This window comes from Corallococcus macrosporus, assembly GCF_017302985.1.
In the GTDB taxonomy this organism is placed as follows: domain Bacteria; phylum Myxococcota; class Myxococcia; order Myxococcales; family Myxococcaceae; genus Corallococcus; species Corallococcus macrosporus_A.
The window spans coordinates 515,409-533,129 of the sequence record NZ_JAFIMU010000007.1 but is presented as its reverse complement, the minus strand read 5'-3'; the positions used below and the strand labels follow the sequence as shown (position 1 = coordinate 533,129).

The 17,721-nt window shown below is 71.4% G+C and carries 10 protein-coding genes; 4 read left to right on the top strand and 6 right to left on the bottom strand.

Annotated features, from left to right (window positions below):
* Positions 1–10: 10 nt before the first annotated feature.
* The 3 genes from JYK02_RS14410 to JYK02_RS14400 all read right to left on the bottom strand — a co-directional run bounded on the left by JYK02_RS14410 (position 11) and on the right by JYK02_RS14400 (position 1,780).
* Positions 11–547 (bottom strand): zf-HC2 domain-containing protein, encoded by a 537-nt coding sequence (locus JYK02_RS14410; RefSeq protein WP_207051501.1) that lies wholly within the window; start codon positions 545–547, stop codon positions 11–13.
* Positions 540–1,181: an RNA polymerase sigma factor gene (locus tag JYK02_RS14405; RefSeq protein WP_242588742.1), complete on the bottom strand. Its 642-nt coding sequence runs from the start codon at positions 1,179–1,181 to the stop codon at positions 540–542. The genes JYK02_RS14410 and JYK02_RS14405 overlap by 8 nt, the downstream gene beginning before the upstream one ends.
* Before the next feature lie 128 nt (positions 1,182–1,309).
* Positions 1,310–1,780, bottom strand: coding sequence for a PaaI family thioesterase (locus JYK02_RS14400; RefSeq protein WP_207051500.1), 471 nt, complete (start codon positions 1,778–1,780; stop codon positions 1,310–1,312).
* A 143-nt stretch (positions 1,781–1,923) separates the two neighbouring features.
* Between JYK02_RS14400 and JYK02_RS14395 the strand changes: the two genes are divergently transcribed.
* The 4 genes from JYK02_RS14395 (at position 1,924) to JYK02_RS14380 (ending at position 8,741) form a co-directional block, all read left to right on the top strand.
* Positions 1,924–4,248 carry a UvrD-helicase domain-containing protein gene (locus tag JYK02_RS14395; RefSeq protein ID WP_207051499.1) on the top strand — a complete coding sequence of 775 codons (2,325 nt, stop codon included), beginning with the start codon at positions 1,924–1,926 and terminating at the stop codon, positions 4,246–4,248.
* Between the two features lie 123 nt (positions 4,249–4,371).
* The gene (locus tag JYK02_RS14390) at positions 4,372–6,081 is read left to right on the top strand and encodes a DUF1592 domain-containing protein (RefSeq protein WP_207051498.1); all 1,710 of its coding nucleotides are present in this window, start codon (positions 4,372–4,374) and stop codon (positions 6,079–6,081) included.
* Positions 6,078–7,505, top strand: coding sequence for a DUF1552 domain-containing protein (locus JYK02_RS14385; RefSeq protein ID WP_207051497.1), 1,428 nt, complete (start codon positions 6,078–6,080; stop codon positions 7,503–7,505). Before JYK02_RS14390 ends, JYK02_RS14385 begins: the two co-directional genes overlap by 4 nt.
* Before the next feature lie 63 nt (positions 7,506–7,568).
* The gene (locus JYK02_RS14380) at positions 7,569–8,741 is read left to right on the top strand and encodes a lytic polysaccharide monooxygenase auxiliary activity family 9 protein (protein ID WP_207051496.1); all 1,173 of its coding nucleotides are present in this window, start codon (positions 7,569–7,571) and stop codon (positions 8,739–8,741) included.
* Positions 8,742–8,750: 9 nt separating this feature from the next.
* Here the strand turns inward: JYK02_RS14380 and JYK02_RS14375 are convergent, their stop codons facing one another.
* The 3 genes from JYK02_RS14375 to JYK02_RS14365 all read right to left on the bottom strand — a co-directional run bounded on the left by JYK02_RS14375 (position 8,751) and on the right by JYK02_RS14365 (position 17,684).
* Complete coding sequence (locus tag JYK02_RS14375) at positions 8,751–11,729, bottom strand: MSCRAMM family protein (protein WP_207051495.1); 2,979 nt, start codon at positions 11,727–11,729, stop codon at positions 8,751–8,753.
* A gap of 33 nt (positions 11,730–11,762) precedes the next feature.
* Positions 11,763–14,777, bottom strand: a complete 3,015-nt coding sequence (locus JYK02_RS14370) for a hypothetical protein (RefSeq protein WP_207051494.1) — start codon at positions 14,775–14,777, stop codon at positions 11,763–11,765.
* A gap of 270 nt (positions 14,778–15,047) precedes the next feature.
* Positions 15,048–17,684: a carboxypeptidase-like regulatory domain-containing protein gene (locus tag JYK02_RS14365; RefSeq protein ID WP_242588741.1), complete on the bottom strand. Its 2,637-nt coding sequence runs from the start codon at positions 17,682–17,684 to the stop codon at positions 15,048–15,050.
* Positions 17,685–17,721: the final 37 nt, after the last annotated feature.

Sequence of the window (17,721 nt, the reverse complement as noted above, 5' to 3'; positions counted from 1 at the left end):
ACGGAAGTCCTCACAGGGCGGCCGGCCGCGAGTTCAGCGCCACCCGGGGCAGCTCGCTGGACGCGTCGTAGCGGGGGACCTCGCCCTGTCCACCGGGGTGATACACGAGCAGCCCGCGCGCGCTCGCGGACCGGAGGCAGTGCTCCTGCGTGGCCAGGTCCGGGCATGCGACCACGATGTCCCGGGGCCCTTCCTCCACGTCCCGCGCCGCGACGGCCGGCGCTTCCACGGGCGTCACGGGCGGGGTGGCTTCCGTCCCTCCCGGCCGCAGCATCAGGAACACGGAGGCGGCCACCGCGACCAGCGCCGCCGCGGCAGCGGCCGGACGGTGCCAGCGCGCGGGGCGCACCACGACGGCCTCGCGCGGCGTGGCGGCGGCGACCTCGTACAGCTGCTCCTCCAGCAGGGCCTCCTCCTGGAGCAGCCGCGCGCACGGCTCGCACGTGAGCGTGTGGGCCTCCAGCTCCGCCTCGGCTTCGGGCGGCAGCGCGCCCAGCAGGTACTGCTCCGTGCGGTCGCGGGTGAGGTGGGGCGTGGGGCTAGACATGGTTTTCCTCTTCGAGCGCGGTGCGCAGCTTCTTGCGGACCTCGCACAAAATCTGTCGCACGCGCTGGACGGACAGCCCGACGCGGGAGGCGACCTCGGCATGGGGAAGCCCCTGGCCGTCACAGGCCAGGAGGAAGACGTTGCGCGCGCCCGGCGACACCTGCTCCAGCGCGTCGCGCGCCCGGGCCAGCTGCTCCTCCGACAACAGGCGCTTCTCCGCGGACTGCGCGGGGTCCACCGGATGCTGCCGCTCCGGCAGGTCCTCCACCGTGCCGTCCACCGACTCGCGCCGCGTGCGCCGGGCGTCATCCGACGCGAGGAACGCCGCCTGGGTGATGGCCAGGTACGGCAGGCGCAGCTCCGGGAGCAGGCCCCGCTGCTGCTGCTGGATGAGCCGCGCCCACGTCTCCTGCGCCAGCTCCTGGGCCCGGTCCACCCGGATGCCCCGCGCGAGCAGCGACACCACCACCCGGCGCTGGTGCCGCGCGATGAGCGCGTCCCACGCGGCCCGCTCGCCCGCCAGCGCGCGCCGCGACAGGGCCTCCTCGTCCGGCGCCGCCGGACGCGCGACCCTGTCTGTGTCCTGCCGTGACTGGAGGGTCGTCATCCCCAAGCCCTGTACGGCTGCATCCATGCCGTCTTCCCGTTGCGAGCCGCGCTCGTCTCCCGGGGACCATTCCGGCCCCGGGCTGCCAGGAAAACGCGCCTCCAGGCCGGGCATATCGACGGAAAGGGGCAAGGGTGGCCCGGGGTGGGGGAATGTCAGTTGGTGGCGGGGCTCTCGCCGGAGGCCCACGGCTGGGAGGAGACGCGCACGACGCCCTGGCAGCGGGCGCACACCCGGCCTTCCGCGTCCATCAGCTTCGCGGAGGCGAACACGGTGGACGGGCCGCCGTTGTCGATGACGGCCTCCACCCGGAGGTGGTTGCCGGTGGCGGGGCGCTCGAAGCTCATGGACAACTGGACGGTGGCGCAGCGGCGGGTGGGGTCGCGCAGGGCCGGGGTGCAGCCGATGGCGAAGTCGAAGAGGGCGGAGAGCACGCCGCCGTTGACGGCGGAGGCCCCCAGGCCGCCCCGGTGCTGCGCCTGCACCTCCGGGAGCTCCACCACCACCATGCGGCCTTCGGGGAAGGACATCCGGGCGCCGAAGTGGCGCAGGGTGAGGCTCTGGTTGAAGAGTTCCGCGAAGCGGTCGAGCTGGGCCTGGGAGGGGCGGGACGGGGTGTCGGACATGGCTGTGGACCCTGTTTATACCCCACGCTCCTGCCCGTCCCGGGGGCGGACGGCCCGGCGGGCGCCAGGGATGGCGGAAGACCCGGCACCGGCGTGCGAAAGACGTTAGAAGACCGGGTTCTTTCCCCCCGGTGGAAGCCCCCGTGAACGCGCACGAAACCGCCCTCCTCGAAGACCTCAATCCGCCCCAGGCGGAAGCCGTGCTCCACGGCGACGGCCCCCTGCTCGTGCTGTCGGGCGCCGGCAGCGGCAAGACGCGCGTCATCACCCGCCGGGTGGCCCACCTGGTGAAGGTGCGCCGCGTCTTCCCCTGGCGCATCCTGGCCGTCACCTTCACCAACAAGGCCGCGCGCGAGATGCGCGAGCGCCTCACCCAGCTCTTGGGCGCGCAGGCCAACGACCTGGTGGTGAGCACGTTCCACTCGGCCGCGGCCATGATTTTGCGCCGCGAGGCGGAGGCCGTGGGCCTCACGAAGTCCTTCGTCATCTACGACGACGGCGACCAGCTCAACCTGGTGAAGCGCGCCATGCGCGACACGGGCGTGGAGCCGGTGATGCAGCCGCGCGAAATCCTCCACCGCATCGACCAGGAGAAGAACGCCGCGCGGCTGCCGGAGGACATGCACGTGGAGCAGGAGGACATCCGCGGGCAGATCGTCAAGCGCGTGTACGCGGGCTACCAGAAGCTGCTGCGCGCGGCGAACGCGGTGGACTTCGGGGACCTGCTGCTCCTGCTCGTGAAGCTCTTCCGCGACCGGCCGGACGTGCTGGAGCGCTACCGCACGCGCTTCACGCACGTGCTGGTGGACGAGTTCCAGGACACCAACCCCGTGCAGTACGCGTTCCTGCGCCAGATTGCCCCGCCGCCGTCCGCGAACCTGGTGGTGGTGGGTGACGACGACCAGTCCATCTACCGCTGGCGCGGCGCGAACGTGGACAACATCCTCCAGTTCCCCATGCAGTACCCGGGCGCGAAGGTGGTGAAGCTGGAGCAGAACTACCGCTCCGACCAGAACATCCTCACCGCCGCGCACGAGGTCATCTCCAAGAACCCGCGCCGCATGGCGAAGAAGCTCTGGAGCGAACGGCCCAAGGGGGAGAACCTGGAGCTGATGCTCCACCGCGACGAGCGCGCGGAGGCGCAGGAGGTGGCCCGGCGCATCCTGGCCGTCCAGCGCGAGGGCTTCATCAAGTTCTCCAGCATGGCGGTGTTCTACCGGACCAACGCGCAGAGCCGCGTGCTGGAGGAGGCGCTGCGGCTGGCGCGCGTGCCGTACCAGTTGGTGAGCGGACGCAGCTTCTACGACCGCGCGGAGGTCCGTGACGCGTCCGCGTACCTGCGGCTGATGGTGAACCCGCGCTCGGACGCGGACCTCTTGCGCGTGCTCAACGTGCCAGCGCGCGGCATCGGCGACACCACCGAGGAGCGGCTGACGGACTTCGCGAACGAGCAGGGCCTGAGCCTCTACGAAGCCCTGGGCGAGCGCCACCGCATCCCGTCCCTCAACGCCACCGCGCAGAAGCGCCTGGGCGGCTTCCACCAGTTGCTCCAGTCGCTGCACGCCTTCTCGCTGACGGCGAAGGACGCTGCGGGCGCGGTGGACCAGATGCTCAAGGAGTCCAAGCTCGTGGAGTCGCTCGTCGCGGACGGCAGCGACGAGGCGCTCACCCGGGCGGAGAACCTGAAGGAGCTTTTGGGCGCGGCGCAGGAGTTCGACCTGAAGCGCGCGTCGGACATGGTCGCGGCCGCGCAGGCGGTGGAGGCGCGCGAGGAGGAGGCGCCGGAGGGCGTGGACTCCGCGCCGCTCACCGCGGACGTGCCTCCGCTGCAGGCCTTCCTGGAGCAGATCAGCCTGGTGGGCGAGGCGGACGCGGAGGTGAGCGAGGGGCGCGTGGCTTTGATGACGCTGCACGCGGCCAAGGGCCTGGAGTTCGACGCCGTGTTCCTCACCGGCCTGGAGGAGGGCGTCTTCCCGCACTCGCGCGCGCTCAAGAGCGAGGAGCCCGACGGCGGTGAGGAGATGGCCGAGGAGCGCCGGCTCTGCTACGTGGGCTTCACCCGCGCGCGCAAGCGGCTCTTCGTGAGCCTGGCGCAGTGCCGCTCCCTCTTCGGCGAGCTCAAGTACAACCCGCCCAGCCGCTTCCTCGCGGACGTGCCGCAGGCGCTCTTCGGCTTCAAGGAGAACGACCTGCCGCCCCCGCCGCGCGCCGCCGCCATGCCGCAGCGCCGCCGCAACTGGGACGACGACGAGACGGGCCCGCGCGTGGACCGCAGCTATTCCCAGGCGTCGTCCGACATGGACGGCGTGGGCGGTGACGTGCGCGGCATGCGCGTGCGCCACGAACAGTTCGGCTCCGGCCGAATCGTCGCCGCGGAAGGCAGCGGCCCCAACGCCAAGGTCACCGTGGAGTTCGGCGGCAACGTGGGCCTCAAGCGCGTCATCGCGCGCTTCCTGATTCCCGGCTGATCCGGTGCCGGTGGCCGTTTCCAGTATTCGTGTGACGCGGCCGGCTGGCCGGCCGGTGTACGGATTGACTTCCTGACGCTTCCCCATTGGGATGACCTCCAACGAACGGAGGCGCTTCCCCCCATGGCGCGACGTCGACACTGGATGAGTTCCGCGCTGCTCGCGGCCTCCCTGAGTTTCTTGAGTGCCTGCGAAGGCCAGATTTCTGACGCGGCGAATCCACGCAACCCGGGCCCCGGGGGTGGTGGCGGCCCGGGCGGGACGAACAACCCCCCGCCGCTGGTGGAGCAGCCGGCGCGCTCGGTGCGCGTCGCGCGGCTGACGCATGCGCAGTGGCTGAGCAGCGTGAAGGACCTGCTCAAGCTGGACGCGGCGCCCACGGCGCTGGCGCAGACGTTCCGCGCGGATCCGGCCCAGAGCGGCTTCCTCTTCGGCAACGACGCCCGCGCGCTGTCGGTGGACGAGGCGCTGTGGGGTGCGTACCAGCGCGCGGCGGCGGACCTGGCCGGGCAGGTGGCCACGGACGCGACGAAGCTGGGCAAGCTGCTGCCCCCGGGCAGCACCACGGACGAGGCGCGCGCGAAGGCGTTCGTGGAGTCCTTCGGCCTGCGCGCCCTGCGCCGTCCGCTCACCGCGGACGAGGTGGAGGGCTACCTGGCCCTGTACCGCAAGGGGCCGCAGGCGTACCCGACGATGGCCGCGTTCCAGGGCGGCCTGCGGATGGTGCTGGAGGGCTTCCTCCAGTCGCCCCTGTTCCTCTACCGCGTGGAGCGCAGCACGCAGGCGGCGGACGGCAAGGTGCCGCTGGATGCGTTCGAGGTGGCGTCGCGGCTGAGCTACGCGCTCTGGAACTCCATGCCGGACGACGCGCTGTTCGCCGCCGCTCGCGAGGGCCTGCTGTCCCAGCGCGAGGGCGTGGCCGCGGAAGCCCGCCGGATGATGGCGGACCCCCGGGCGCGCGGCGTGGTGGACGCCTACCACCAGGTCGTCTTCGACGTGGCCCGCTATGGGCGCATCCTCCCCAACACCACGCGCTTCCCCAACGTCACCGCGAAGCTGGCGGAGTCCGCGGCGAAGGAGAACGCCCTCTTCGTGGAGGACGTCGTCTTCGGACGCAAGGGCCGCTTCGCGGACCTGCTCACGTCGCGCGACACCTTCGTCAACGACGAGCTGGCGCGCGTCTACGGCCTCACCGGGACGTTCACCGCCAACTTCGTGCCGGTGACACTGGACGGCGCGCAGCGGCGGGGCATCCTCACGCAGGTGGGCTTCCTCGCGTCGCACGCGACGTCGCTGGACCCGGACCCCATCCACCGCGGCGTGTTCCTGTCGGAGCGCCTGCTCTGCCAGAAGATTGGCGCGCCGCCGGCCAACATCCCCGCGCTGCCCGCGCCCAACGGCCGCACCAACCGCGAGGTGGTGACGTCGCACACGGAAGGGCCCGGCACGCTGTGCGCGTCCTGCCATACGACGCTCATCAACCCGCTGGGCTTCCCCTTCGAGAACTTCGACGCCGTGGGCGGCTACCGCACGACGGACAACGGGCACCCGGTGGACGCCTCGGCGTCGCCGGGCATCGGCGGGCAGAAGGTGTCGGTGAACGGCGCGCTGGACCTGGCGGACGCGCTCGCGAACGCGCAAGCGGTGCACGCGTGCTACGCGCGCCACTGGGTGGAGTTCCTGAGCGGGCGCCCCGCGGCGGAAGAGGACGAGGCGCTGGTGCAGCGGCTGGGCAAGCTGTCGCAGGCGGGGCAGCTGCCCATCGTGGACCTGGTCGTCGAGGTCGTGACGGGCGTGGGCTTCGTGAATCGCCACCCGGAGGAGCTGCCGTGAAACTGAGCCGTCGACGCATGTTGCAGGGACTGGGTGGCGTCGTGCTGGGGCTGCCGGTGCTGGAGGGGCTGTTGCCCCGGAAGGCCCAGGCGGCGGAGCCCGGCGCGCTGCCGTACGCCATCTTCCTTCGCCAGGCGGATGGCGTGGCCACCGCGCAGAACACCTCCGAGCTGGGCAGCGAGCCGGAGCGCTTCTGGCCGGAGCCGCTGGGCAACCTCACCACCACGACGCTCGCGGGCAAGTCGCTGGTGGAGCTGGCGGACCACCGCGCGCGCCTGCTGGTGGTGCGCAACGTCAACATGAAGGACTACAACTACGGGGACGGCCACGCCCGGGGCGCGCTCCAGTGCCTCACCGCGCGGGGCCCCGCCGTGGAGGGCGCGGGCGGCAACTCCGAGGCGTCCGGCGAGTCGCTGGACCACCGCATCGGCCGCGAGCTGAACCCGCAGAAGCGCGACTCGCTCTTCCTCTACGCGGGCAGGGCCGGCGGGTGGCTGGGCGGCCCGTGCATCTCCCACCGGGGCAACTCCTCACGCCGGGCCGCGCTGCACGACCCGTGGGTGGCCTACCAGACCATGGTGGGCGGCCCCGGCGGCCTCACGCCGGAGGCGCGCGAGCAGTTGCTGGTGCGCCAGAAGAGCCTCAACGACCTGGTGTCGGGTCAGTTGAAGGCGCTCCAGTCGCGGCCGGAGCTGAGCAGCACGGACCGGCAGCGCCTGGACCTGCACCTGTCCAACGTGCGCGACCTGGAGGTGGCCCTGAGCTGCCGCGCCCGCGTGGACGAGGAGCTGCGGCTGCAGCAGCAGGCGCCCGGCTACAACAGCACGGACGGCGACAAGGTGCTGGCCTCGGTGCGGCTGCACATGGACATCGCGGTGCTGGCGGTGGCGTGCGGCACCACGCGCTCGGTGGCCATCCAGGTGGGTGACGGCAACGACGGCTCCACGCGCTACCGCGACCCGACGACGGGGCAGCTGATGGAGAACTTCCACTACATCTCCCACCGCCGGCTGTCGCACGACGCGAACGGCAGCGTCATCGCCGGGTCGGACCTGCTGCACTCGCGCGTGGACGCGCAGTTCGCGCAGACCTTCAACTACCTGCTGGACCGGCTGGCGGCGTACCAGATGCCGGACGGCAAGAAGCTGGTCGACCAGGGCGTGTCCGTCTGGTTCAACGACCTGGGCAACGGGCCGGCGCACTCGCCGCGCAACGTGCCCTTCATCCTGGCGGGCAGCTGCAACGGCTACTTCAAGCAGGGCGTCGCGGTGACGGCGGCGGGCGGCAACTCCAGCCCCAACCTCAACAAGATGCTCAACACCATCGGCGCCGCGGTGGGCGTGAAGAACGCGGCCGGGGGCCCGCTGGACGACTTCGGCGACCCCTCGCTGCCCAAGGGCCTGCTGACGGAGCTGCTGGCCTGACGCAGCCGTTGACCCGATTCACGCGCGCCCTTCCTCCTTTGTTTTCGAACAGAGGAGGAAGGGATGTTCCCAGCCATTCGCAGGGCCTTCACCGCAGCGCTCGCTTTCGTCTCCCTGCTGTCCGCTGGTCCGGCGGCGGCGCACGGCTCCATGGAAGTTCCCCTGAGCCGCGTCTACGGATGTTTCAAGGAAGGGCCGGAGAGTCCGAAGTCCGCCGCGTGCAAGGCCGCGGTGCAGGCCGGTGGGACGCAGGCGCTCTATGACTGGAACGGCGTCCGGCAGGGCGCCGCCAACGGCCGTCACCGCGAAATCATCCCCGACGGCAAGCTGTGCAGCGCGGCCAATGAGAGCCACAAGGGGCTGGACCTGGCGCGCACGGACTGGCCGTCCACGCTCATCACCCCCGACAGCAGCGGCCGCTTCGAGTTCGTCTTCCACGCCACCGCGGTGCACGCCACGGGCTACTTCCAGCTCTTCGTGACGAAGGAGGGCTACAACCCGGCGCTGCCCCTGAAGTGGTCCGACCTGGAGGCGTCGCCCTTCTGCAACGTCACCAACGTGTCCGCGGTGAACAACCGCTACCGGCTCAGCTGCCCCTTCCCGGCGGCGCGCACGGGCTCGCACGTCGTCTACGCCATCTGGCAGCGCGCGGACAGCCCGGAGGCCTTCTACGCCTGCACGGACGTGAAGTTCAGCAACACGCCGCCCCCGCCGGTGGCGTGGAAGGAGCTGGGCCAGGTGCAGGCGCGCGAGGATTTGCCCAGGGCGAGCAAGGTGACGTTCCGCCTCTTCGACAGCGCGGGCCGCGACGCCGAGTCCCATCCGCTGACGCTCGACGCGGCCACGCCCGCGGCCACGTGGATGTACCGGCTGGCGCAGCAGGTGAACGCGGGCTCCAGCCGCGTGCAGGTGGGCGTGCTGCAGACGACGGGCAGCGTGACGCCGGTGCAGGACGCGCTGGGCAACCGCGTGTACGCGAAGGAGACGGGCTACACGTTCCAGGTGGACATCGAGAAGCCTTCCACCGGCGGCGGTGACGGCGGCACCGGGACGGCGCAGTACAAGTACCCGGCGGGGCTCGACAGCTACACGGCGGGCACGCTGGTGGAGGGCACGGACGGGCTCGTCTACCGCTGCAAGCCCTTCCCGTACTCCGGCTGGTGCAAGGGCGTGGCGTCGTACTACGCGCCGGGCACGGGCATCGCCTGGCAGGACGCGTGGGAGCGCGTGCCGTAGCCCTCCCGCTCAGGGCGGGGTCGCCTCCACGGTGAAGGCCACCTCGCCCCGGGGCGGAATCTGGATCCGCCTGGCAGGGAAGTGCTGCTTCGACTCGGGGTCGATGGGGCGGGCATCCAGGAAGTACTCGCCCGGTTCGATGCCCCGGGAGAGGACGGTGCCCTCCGGGGCGTACTCCTGGAAGGGATAGCTCACCAGACCCTCCGCGTACCGCAGCCGGATGAGGGCGGGCAGGGGCTTGCCGTCCTTGTCCTGGGCGGTGAAGCGCACCTTCGCGGCCAGGTCCAGGGGCACGGTGAGCGTGTCCAGGCGGGACGTCACCTCGTGTTGGAACGGCCGCGTGCCGCGGGCCTTGAGCTCCAGGACGAAGGGCGGGGGCGGAAGCTGCGTCAGCGTGTAGCCGTCATCCTCGGGGGCGAGGCGCCGGGGCCGCACCATCGCGCGGGCGATGTCTGAGTCCGCGGGGTTCATCAGCTTCGCGTAGAGGAACCCCACGTCGGAGAGGACGGCGCCCGTCTCCGCGTCCTGGAGGGCGAGCCGCAGCGTCCAGCCCGGGTCCAGCGTCAGCACGCCCAGGTCCATGTCCACGCCCTCCGTCAGGGTCACGTCACGGATCAGGGGCGCGAAGCCGGAGGCCCTCACCGTGAGCGTCGCCGGCCCCGAGCCCTTGAAGGGAAGGTCGAAGACGCCGTCCGGCCATTCACCGGGCTGCTCCTGACCCAGGAGGCCTCGGCCATGCACCGTGAAGGAGGTGACGGCCTCGCCCCTGGAGCCCACGACGCGGCCCCGGATGCGTCCATCGCGCTCCAGCACGAGCCGGAGCGGCGCCTCGCCGGAGTCCACCCACAGGCCGCCCTGCTCCGTGAAGGGCTCGCCTCCCTGCGAGCGCTCGGGGCGGAAGGAATGGCCCGGGAGGGAGGCCCACAGCGCATAGCGGGGCGCCACGAGCCCGCGCAAGGTGAAGCGTCCGTCCGGGCCCGTGCGGAGGCCGGCGGGACCGTCCTCGCCCGAGCCTCCGCGCCACTGCGAATCATCCTCGTCGGGGAGCGCCGCGGTGATCATGACGTCCGCGAGCGGCTGGCCCGTGCCATCCACCGCGATGCCGGAGCGCTGGCGGCCTGCTTCCAGGCGAAGGGACACGTCCTGGTGCTCGCGCGCCTGGAACGCGATGGGCTGGGACACCGAGGCGTCGATCAGGTCTCCCCGGATGACGGCCCCCAGGAGGTACTTGCCCGGGGCAATCCCTTGCAACTGGAAGCGGCCCTGCTCATCCGTCATGCCCTGCCGCGGCTCCTCGTACAGCGAGGAGTCCTCCGTGTCCTCGCTGTCCTCCAACAACGTCACGGTCGCGCCGCGCAGCGGCAGCCCCCGTGGGTCGGTGACGGTGCCGGAGACGGAGGCGCCCCGGTCCAGCACCACCACGACGTCCTTCGAGGGGACGCTCACGTCGATGGAGAGGCTTTGGAAGGAAGGATCCTCCACGAGCAACTGCGCCTTCCCCCCGCGCTGGGCGTCCAGGACGAAGCGCCCCGTGGCGTCGGAGCGCTGGGAGTCGCGGGAGACGAGATCGTCCCAGGCGCCCAGGTTGCCGGAGAGCTCCAGGTGGATGCCCTCGAGCGGAGCGCCCGACGTGTCGACGACGCGGCCCTCCACGCTCTTCGCTCGCCGGAGCATGAAGTCCAGCGGCGCCATGCCCCGCAGGAGCTTCTGGGCCGTGACCTCCAGGTCGAGGTGATGCGACGCGAGGATCCGGAAGGTGTGCGGCCCGGACCGCGTGGGCCCCATCCGGTAGCGGCCCGCGCTGTCCGTCGCGGTGTCCGCTTCGGCGGCGAGGGGACCGCCGTCCTCTCGGTAGGTCTGCACGCGAGCGTTCGGGATGGGCTGCCCCGTGTCGTCGCGCACCGTGCCTTCCAGGAACACGCCCTGCTGGAGCCGCAGCTCCACGTGCTCCAGGGGCGGCGTCACGTCCAGCGTGGCGAACGCGCCTCCGGATTCAGCGTTGAGCTGGTGGGCGACCGCGGGCGCGGTGAACCGGAAGCATCCCGCGTCATCCGTCGTGGTGCGCTGGGTGGAGGCCGTCGCGGTGCTTCCCTCGAGGAGGACCTGGACGCCCGGCGCCGGAGTGCCTTCCGCTGAAAGGACCTGGCCCGCGATGGGGAGCGTGCGCGCGAGCACCACGGCTGCAAGGTCCGCCGGTGAGTCCAGCTCCGGCTTGAACCACGAGGACCCGCCGTCCGCGGTGACGAAGGCGGCGTAGCTGCCCTGGGGCAGGGGCCCCGCGACGAAGTGGCCTTCGGCATCCGTGGTCGCGTCGAAGAAGCGCGTGTGCCAGCGGGAGACGAGCGTCACCCGCGCATCGGGAATGGGCGTCCGGTCCGTGGCGGTGACGCGTCCCTGGAAGAGGACGCCCTGCTCCAGCGTCAGCTCCACGTCGTCCGAGCCCACGGGCACGCCGCCCTGCGACACCGCACCCGTGTCGCCCAGCGCCCAGAGCGTGACGCTGCCCTCGGGCAGGCCGTCGAGCACGAAGCGGCCTTCCGCGTCCGTGGCCGCCTCCGCGAACACCGGCGCCTCACCGTCGCGGGCCTCCACGGCTTCGCCCAGCATGTGCTCGGAGTCGAAGCTGCATCGGCCCGTCTTGAGGAGCGGCGCCTGTGCGTCCTGCGGGCCGGAAGGGGAGGGGCAGGGCCGCTCCGACAGCGTGAGCCCCGGCTCCACGCGGGATGCGGAGACGCGCACGCCCACGGCCGCGCCGTGGGTCCCCAGCACGCGGCCGGTGATTCGCGCGGTGCCCACGGGACGCGGTGGGGTCGTGAGCTGGGAGACGCGGGGCTTCGGCGTCACGGTGGACGCGGAGGCGGGCGAAGGCGCGTCCGTCGCGGACGACGCGGGCCGGGCGTTCCACAGGAGGAACGCGAGGAGCGCGACGACTGCGAGCGCGCCTCCTCCCAGCCAGGGCTTCAGTCCTCCACGTCTCGCGTTCCCCATTCGCGGCAGGATAGCGGGACCCTGTGTCGTGCGTCAGCGCGCGAGGGGAACCCAGGCGGGCCGCACGTCGCGGGACAGCGTGCCTTCTGCGGGCACGTCCAGCTCCTCGCGGTGGACCCGGTTCCGGTCGCGGTTGCTCGCGATGACGGTGTAGTGGCCGGAGGGAACGCGGCGGAACGTGACGGACGTGCCGGTCCATTCCTCCAGGGGATGTTGCTGGAGGCCCAGGTGGACGAAGTCCCCGGCGCTGCCGGGCGCGGACGGCTGGCCGGGCAGGAGGAACACGCGGTCGACGTCCTCCGGCAACCGGAGCGTGACGGTGGCGCCGGTGCCCAGCGCGTCGAAGTCGAGTGTGACGTCGCCGCCGGGCGGGATCCGCACGCCGCAGGCAGGGAAGCGGGTGCCGTCCGCCGCGTCCTCCGCCCAGGCATTCACCGTGTAGAGCCCGGGAGGCAGGGTGCTCAACGTGAAGTCGCCCGGACCGACGTCCATGTGCTGCGTCACCCCGTCCGAGCGCGTGAAGGTGAGCCGGGCCCTGAGCGGCTGGCCCTGCGCGTCGCGGACGTGCCCCTTCACCCGGGCGCCCGTGTCGAGCGGGAGGGTGATGCTCTCTTCCTCCGCGCCCACCCTCGCGCGAGACGGCAGGTGGAACTGGGTGTCCACCTCGAGCGTGAACGCGCTCAGCGGCATGTGCTCCAGCAGCAGCGAGCCATCCTTGCGAGGCCCCGTCCGGACCGGAGGCAGGAAGGGCGGCCCGTCCGCGAAGCCTTCGCCGTGGACCTGATAGCCGAGGGCCGCCGTCACCTCACGCCCCGCGCTGTCGCGCATGCGCCCGTTGTACGGCGCGCCCGTGGAGGACTCGCGCAGCAGCACCCGCACGGTCCGCCCTCTCGTCAGCGTGATGGTGCCCAGGTCCACGTCGTTCTCGCCGTCCGGCGTGGCGGTGCGGTCCACCTGCGCGAAGCCCTGGGCGCGCACCAGGAACCGCTGGGGACCGGTGGCGTCGAACATGCGCCGGTCGAAGCGCCCGTCCCGGTTCGAGTACCGGGTCCCGTTCACTTCGAAGAACTCCAGCGCCGAGCCGTCTTCCGCCACCACCCGGCCCCGCACGTGCGGGATGCGCCGCAGCACCAGCCGGACCTCCGCCGTATCGCGGTCCACCACGGCGGTCTCGGTTTCGTTCTCGCCAGGGCGCACGCCCCGCGAGGCCGAGGCATCGAGGACATGCTCGGACAGCTTCACGGTGATCAGGTGGCGGGTCGCGCCCAGCGAGCGCAGGGTGAAGTGGCCTCCGGCATCCGTGCGGACGCCTTCGGGGAACACGCCCGTGGTGGGAGACTCGCCGCGGTAGCGGGGCCGGTCCGCGTCCAGGACCTGCGCGCGGAGGGTGACACCGGGCAGTGGCAGTCCCTGAGGCGTCACGACGACGCCCCGCAGGGTCCGGCCTTCCTCAAGACGTAGCGTGAGGGATGAGGCCTCCGCCTGGACCTCCAGGGGTTGGGAGGCATGCACGTCCACGTCGCGTCGCTGGACCCGCGCTTCCGCCACGTAGTGCCCCGGGGCCACACCCTGGAGCGTGGCCTGTCCCCGGGCATCGGTGTCCGCGACATGGTCGGCCTCGCCGCGCGCATCGCGCTTCCAGAGGGTCACCTGCGCGCCGCGCACCGGGGCTCCCACCGCGCTCAGGACCGTGACGGTCACCTCGACACCCTGGCGCAGCACCATCCGCACGTGCTCCGACGGAAGCTCCACGGGAAGGCGCTGCGGGATGAAGATCGCGGCGTCGACGTCCAGCCACGCGGGGCCTGCTTCCGCCGAGTCCAGGGTGAAGCGCCCGGCTGCGTCCGTCACGGTCTGATCCGTGACGACCTCTTGCTTGGAGGGTGACACCGGGCCCGGATGGAGCCGGACCGTGCGGCCCGCGAGCGGCTGGCCCGCTTCGTCAATGAGGATGCCCTCCACGGAGACCGCGTGCGGCAGGGTGAAGTCGAGTTCCTCCTCGACCCCACCGAGTTCCTGGTACTCCGGCTCCACGTCGACATGGTGCGCGGCTCGGGCCGCCATGAAGTGCGGCAGCCGGAACAGGGGGCCCAGCCGGTAGTGGCCTCGCGCATCCGTGACGGTCTGTCCGCGTGGGGAAGGCGCGTTCGCATCATGGAGATCCGCGTCGACTCGAGCCCCCGGAATCGGGCTGCCGTTTTCATTGCTGACGGTGCCCTGGATAAACATGCCGGGCCCGAGCGTGAGGACCAGGTCCTCGCGAGGCTCCGTCTCGGCGTAGGCGAAGCCGTCATGCGCCGGTGTCTCCACGAAGAGCTGGCCGGGTGCGCCTTCGACGGACCGGAAGGCGAAGCGTCCTTGAGCATCCGTGAGCGCGGTGCGCGACTCGGGCGTGAAGCTGGGCGTGTACAGCCGGACGGAGACGCCGGGCGCGGGGGCTCCCTTCTGCGTCAGCACCGTGCCCGAGTACCTCGCGGGGCGGTCCAGGATGAAGGTGGCCTCCTCCATCGGATCCGCCCGCATGCGCAGCATGGGGCTGAGGCCCACGACCGTGACGAGGATGCCGTAGTCGGCCGGTGGCACGGGCCCGATGCGGAAGCGTCCGTCCGTGCCGCTGGTCGCGGGGAAGAATCGCGTGTGTTCGTGGGAGAAGACGGTGACGCGCGCACCCGCGACAGGCGCTCTTCCTGGGGGCTCGTTCGTGACGATGCCGTCGAAGAAGAGGCCTTCGTCGAGCTGCAGGACCACACCCTCGAGGCCCGTCGGCACATCTGGCCGCATCGCGACGCGCTGGCCGTGGGTGGCGTGGAGCCAGACCGTTCCTTCAGGAGGAAGCCCGTCCAGGACGAAGGTGCCATCCTCCGCGCTGGTGGTCTCCGCGACGGTGGGGGCTTCTCCCTCGCGCTGATCCACCGCCTCCACCCGTTCATCGAAGGCCTCGTCCCAGCACTGCATCAGCCGGAGCGGAGGCTCACCCGTGTCGGAAGGAGGGCAGGAGCGCTCCGACAGCGTGACCTCCGGCTCCACGCGCGAAGCGGAAACGCGCACGCCCGCGACAGGACCCCGGGCATCCCGCACGACGCCGGTGATGCGCGGCCCCCTGGCGGAGTGGGACGAAGCCTGCCCGGCACCGAAGCGGGAGAAGAACCCAGAGGCGGTAGAGCCCCGGGCCGAGGAGTTAGAAGCGCTCCCATCTCCACGCAGGACGAAGAAGGCCACGAGCAGCAGTCCAGCGACGACCACGACCGCGAACCCGGCTGCCCGATTTCCCCTGCGCATGCGCCGCGTCTCCCGGAGTGCGAAGGCGCAGGATAGCCGCTAGCGGGAGGGGTCGGGCAGCCGCACCGTGACGGTCTCCTGGTTCGCTTCGACGGTCACCTCCTGGACGATCATGCTCTGGGCCCTCCGGACGGAGAGGCTGATGCGGGCGCGGGGCAGCCCGTCCATGTCCGTGCCTCCTTCCTCATCCAGGGTCCCCTCGAAGGGGGAAGGGAGACGGATGCGGTCGGAAGCAGGAGGCTCGTTGTGGGCGGCGATGACCACGTCCACTCCGGCGAGTGGCGCGCGGGTCCTCTCATCCTGGACGAGGACGCGCACCGTGCGGCCGCGGGCCATCCGCAGAACCCCCAGGTCGACGTCCTGGCCCGGGCTCGCGTTGAAGTCGTGCCAGAGGTCCAGGAAGCCCTTCGCGCTCACGACGAGGCGTTGGTACCCATCCACTGGCAGGGGAAGGTCGAAGGTCCCATCCGGAAAATGGGCGGAGGGGCCCCACAACCCGACCGAGCAGGGCAGGGGAGCCCCCTCTTCGCTCACGACCTGTCCCCGCAGCCGGGGCCTCCGTTCCAGGACCAGTTGGAGGTCCTCCTCGCCCGTCGTGACAAGCAGTGTTTCGAGGTCGGGCGTTCCGCCCCGGGAGCGCGCGGGCGCGAACCCATGGCTGTCCTTCCTCGCGATGAGTTGATGGCGCGGCGCGGTCAGGTGCTTGAGGATGAAGTGGCCATCCGCTCCGGACAGCACGCCGTCCCCGGCAGGGAAGCGGCAGCTGGGGCCCGTGGTCCGCCACGCGGAGAGGTCCTCCAGGGTGGGGCAGGCCTGGACCCGGACGCCGGCCACGGGTTGTCCCTCGGTGTCGATGGTCCTCCCCTGGATCGTGCGCCCCTCCTCGAAGCGCAGCGTCACGCGCGCCTGTGTCCGCTCCTCCAGGTCCACGGTCTGGGACACCGCGTGCTGGATGCCCGGCCTCTGGACGTGGGCCTCCACCACGTAGTGGCCCGCCTTCAGTCCCTGGAATGAGAAGGCCCCCGCCTTGTCCGGGGACGTGGTGCGGGGAGTTTCGCTCCGGGACGCGGTGTCCCAGAGCTGGAGGTCCACGAGGCGCATGGGCTGACCCTTCGCATCCACGACCGTGCCGGACACGGAGGCCCCCCGCTCCAGCACCACGCGGATGCCTGCTGACGGAATCACCACCGCCTGCTTCACGGCGCGGAAGCCCGGAGCGTCGATGAGAATGTGACTCGCGCCTCCCTCCTCACCGTCCACGACGAAGCGGCCCGCGTCGTCGGACCGGACGGCATCGAGGTCGGAGCGGAAGTACCCCGTGGCCTTGGGGGCACCCTGGCTCCGTTCGAGCTTAACCTCGATTCCCGGCAGGGGCGTGCCTTCGGTGTCGACCACGAGCCCTTCCACCGATGGGGCCCGCCGCAGGGTGAAGTCCCAGGGGCCTGCATGGGGCATGGACAGCTCGATGTCCTCCAGGGCATCGAGAAGGTGCTCACCCCGCAGCCTGACCCGCGTGCCGGACTTGAGCAGCGGCCCCACCCGGTAACGGCCCGCTTCATCCGTGACGGCCGTGGGGGAGGTGCGGTCTCCCTGGCCCTGGCCCTGGAAGTCCAGGTGCACGCCCTTCAGGGGCGTGCCCTGTTCGTCCCTCACGGTGCCCTCCATGAACAGGACGGGCTTCATCCGGAGGGCCACGGAATCGGGCGGTATGGCCAGGGTCGCGCCGAAGGCAGTCTCGTCCTCGGAGCGAGCCCAGAGTTCGTACTCAGTCTGGGGAACCGCGTCGAAGACGAACCTTCCCCGTCCATCGCTCCGAGTGGTCCGCGTGTCGTCGGAGTCCACCTGGGAGACCAGGTGGACGTTCACTCCGCTCGCGGGGCGGCCCTCGGAGGTCAGCACCACGCCCTCCAGCCGGAGCTGTGGCTGAAGGTAGAGCATCACGTCCACGTTCGCGTCGAGCCAGACTTCCTCACGGCGGGCCGTGGTCACCCAGCCCTTGGCGCTCGCGACCTTCAGGTAGCGGCCCGGCGGCAGCGGCCCGACGCGGAATCGCCCCCGGGCATCGGCGAGCGCATCGAAGTAGCGGGACCCGGCCTCGTGGACCACCGTCACGAGCGCTCCTGGAATGGGAACGAGCCGGTACTGCTCCACCACCATGCCGGAGATGAAGACCCCCTCCTCCAGCGTCAACGTCACGCCGTCGCTGCCCGCCTGGACATCCGGCTGCACCGTCGCGCCCGTGTCCCCAATCGCCCAGAGGGAGAATGCGCCCGGCGGCAGTCCCTCGAGGGCGAAGCTGCCATCCGCCGCCGTCGCTGTCCGCGCGAACTCGGGCGCTGCGCCCTCGCGGGTTTCCACGAGCCGCACGGACTCCTGTTCCAGGTAGGAGGGGTCCGCTTGTCGCAGCATCCATGCGTCGGACTGCATGGCCAGCGGATCCTCGGGGAAGAGACGCGCCGACAGTGTGTCCGCGTCCACCCGAGATGCCGAGACCTGCACGCCCGCGACCGGACCGCGTGCATCCCGCACGACGCCCGTGATGCGCAGCGAGCTCTCCGCGTTCGTCGCGAGCTGCTTCGTGAAGCGCGTTCCCGAAGGGCCCGTGTCCGTGGCGCGGAAGTGCTCATTCGACGAAGGCGCGTGAGCGCGAGGAGCCCGGGAGGACACCACGGCCATGCCCAGTCCGAGGACGAGTACGGCTGCCCACCACCAC

What these genes read in the sequence shown, in the direction of transcription:
- JYK02_RS14380 (WP_207051496.1), top strand. Translation starts at nt 7,569, where the DNA reads ATGTTCCCAGCCATTCGCAGGGCCTTCACCGCAGCGCTCGCTTTCGTC.
- JYK02_RS14410 (WP_207051501.1), bottom strand. Translation starts at nt 547, where the DNA reads ATGTCTAGCCCCACGCCCCACCTCACCCGCGACCGCACGGAGCAGTAC.
- JYK02_RS14375 (WP_207051495.1), bottom strand. Translation starts at nt 11,729, where the DNA reads ATGGGGAACGCGAGACGTGGAGGACTGAAGCCCTGGCTGGGAGGAGGC.
- JYK02_RS14390 (WP_207051498.1), top strand. Translation starts at nt 4,372, where the DNA reads ATGGCGCGACGTCGACACTGGATGAGTTCCGCGCTGCTCGCGGCCTCC.
- JYK02_RS14405 (WP_242588742.1), bottom strand. Translation starts at nt 1,181, where the DNA reads ATGGATGCAGCCGTACAGGGCTTGGGGATGACGACCCTCCAGTCACGG.
- JYK02_RS14365 (WP_242588741.1), bottom strand. Translation starts at nt 17,684, where the DNA reads ATGGCCGTGGTGTCCTCCCGGGCTCCTCGCGCTCACGCGCCTTCGTCG.
- JYK02_RS14400 (WP_207051500.1), bottom strand. Translation starts at nt 1,780, where the DNA reads ATGTCCGACACCCCGTCCCGCCCCTCCCAGGCCCAGCTCGACCGCTTC.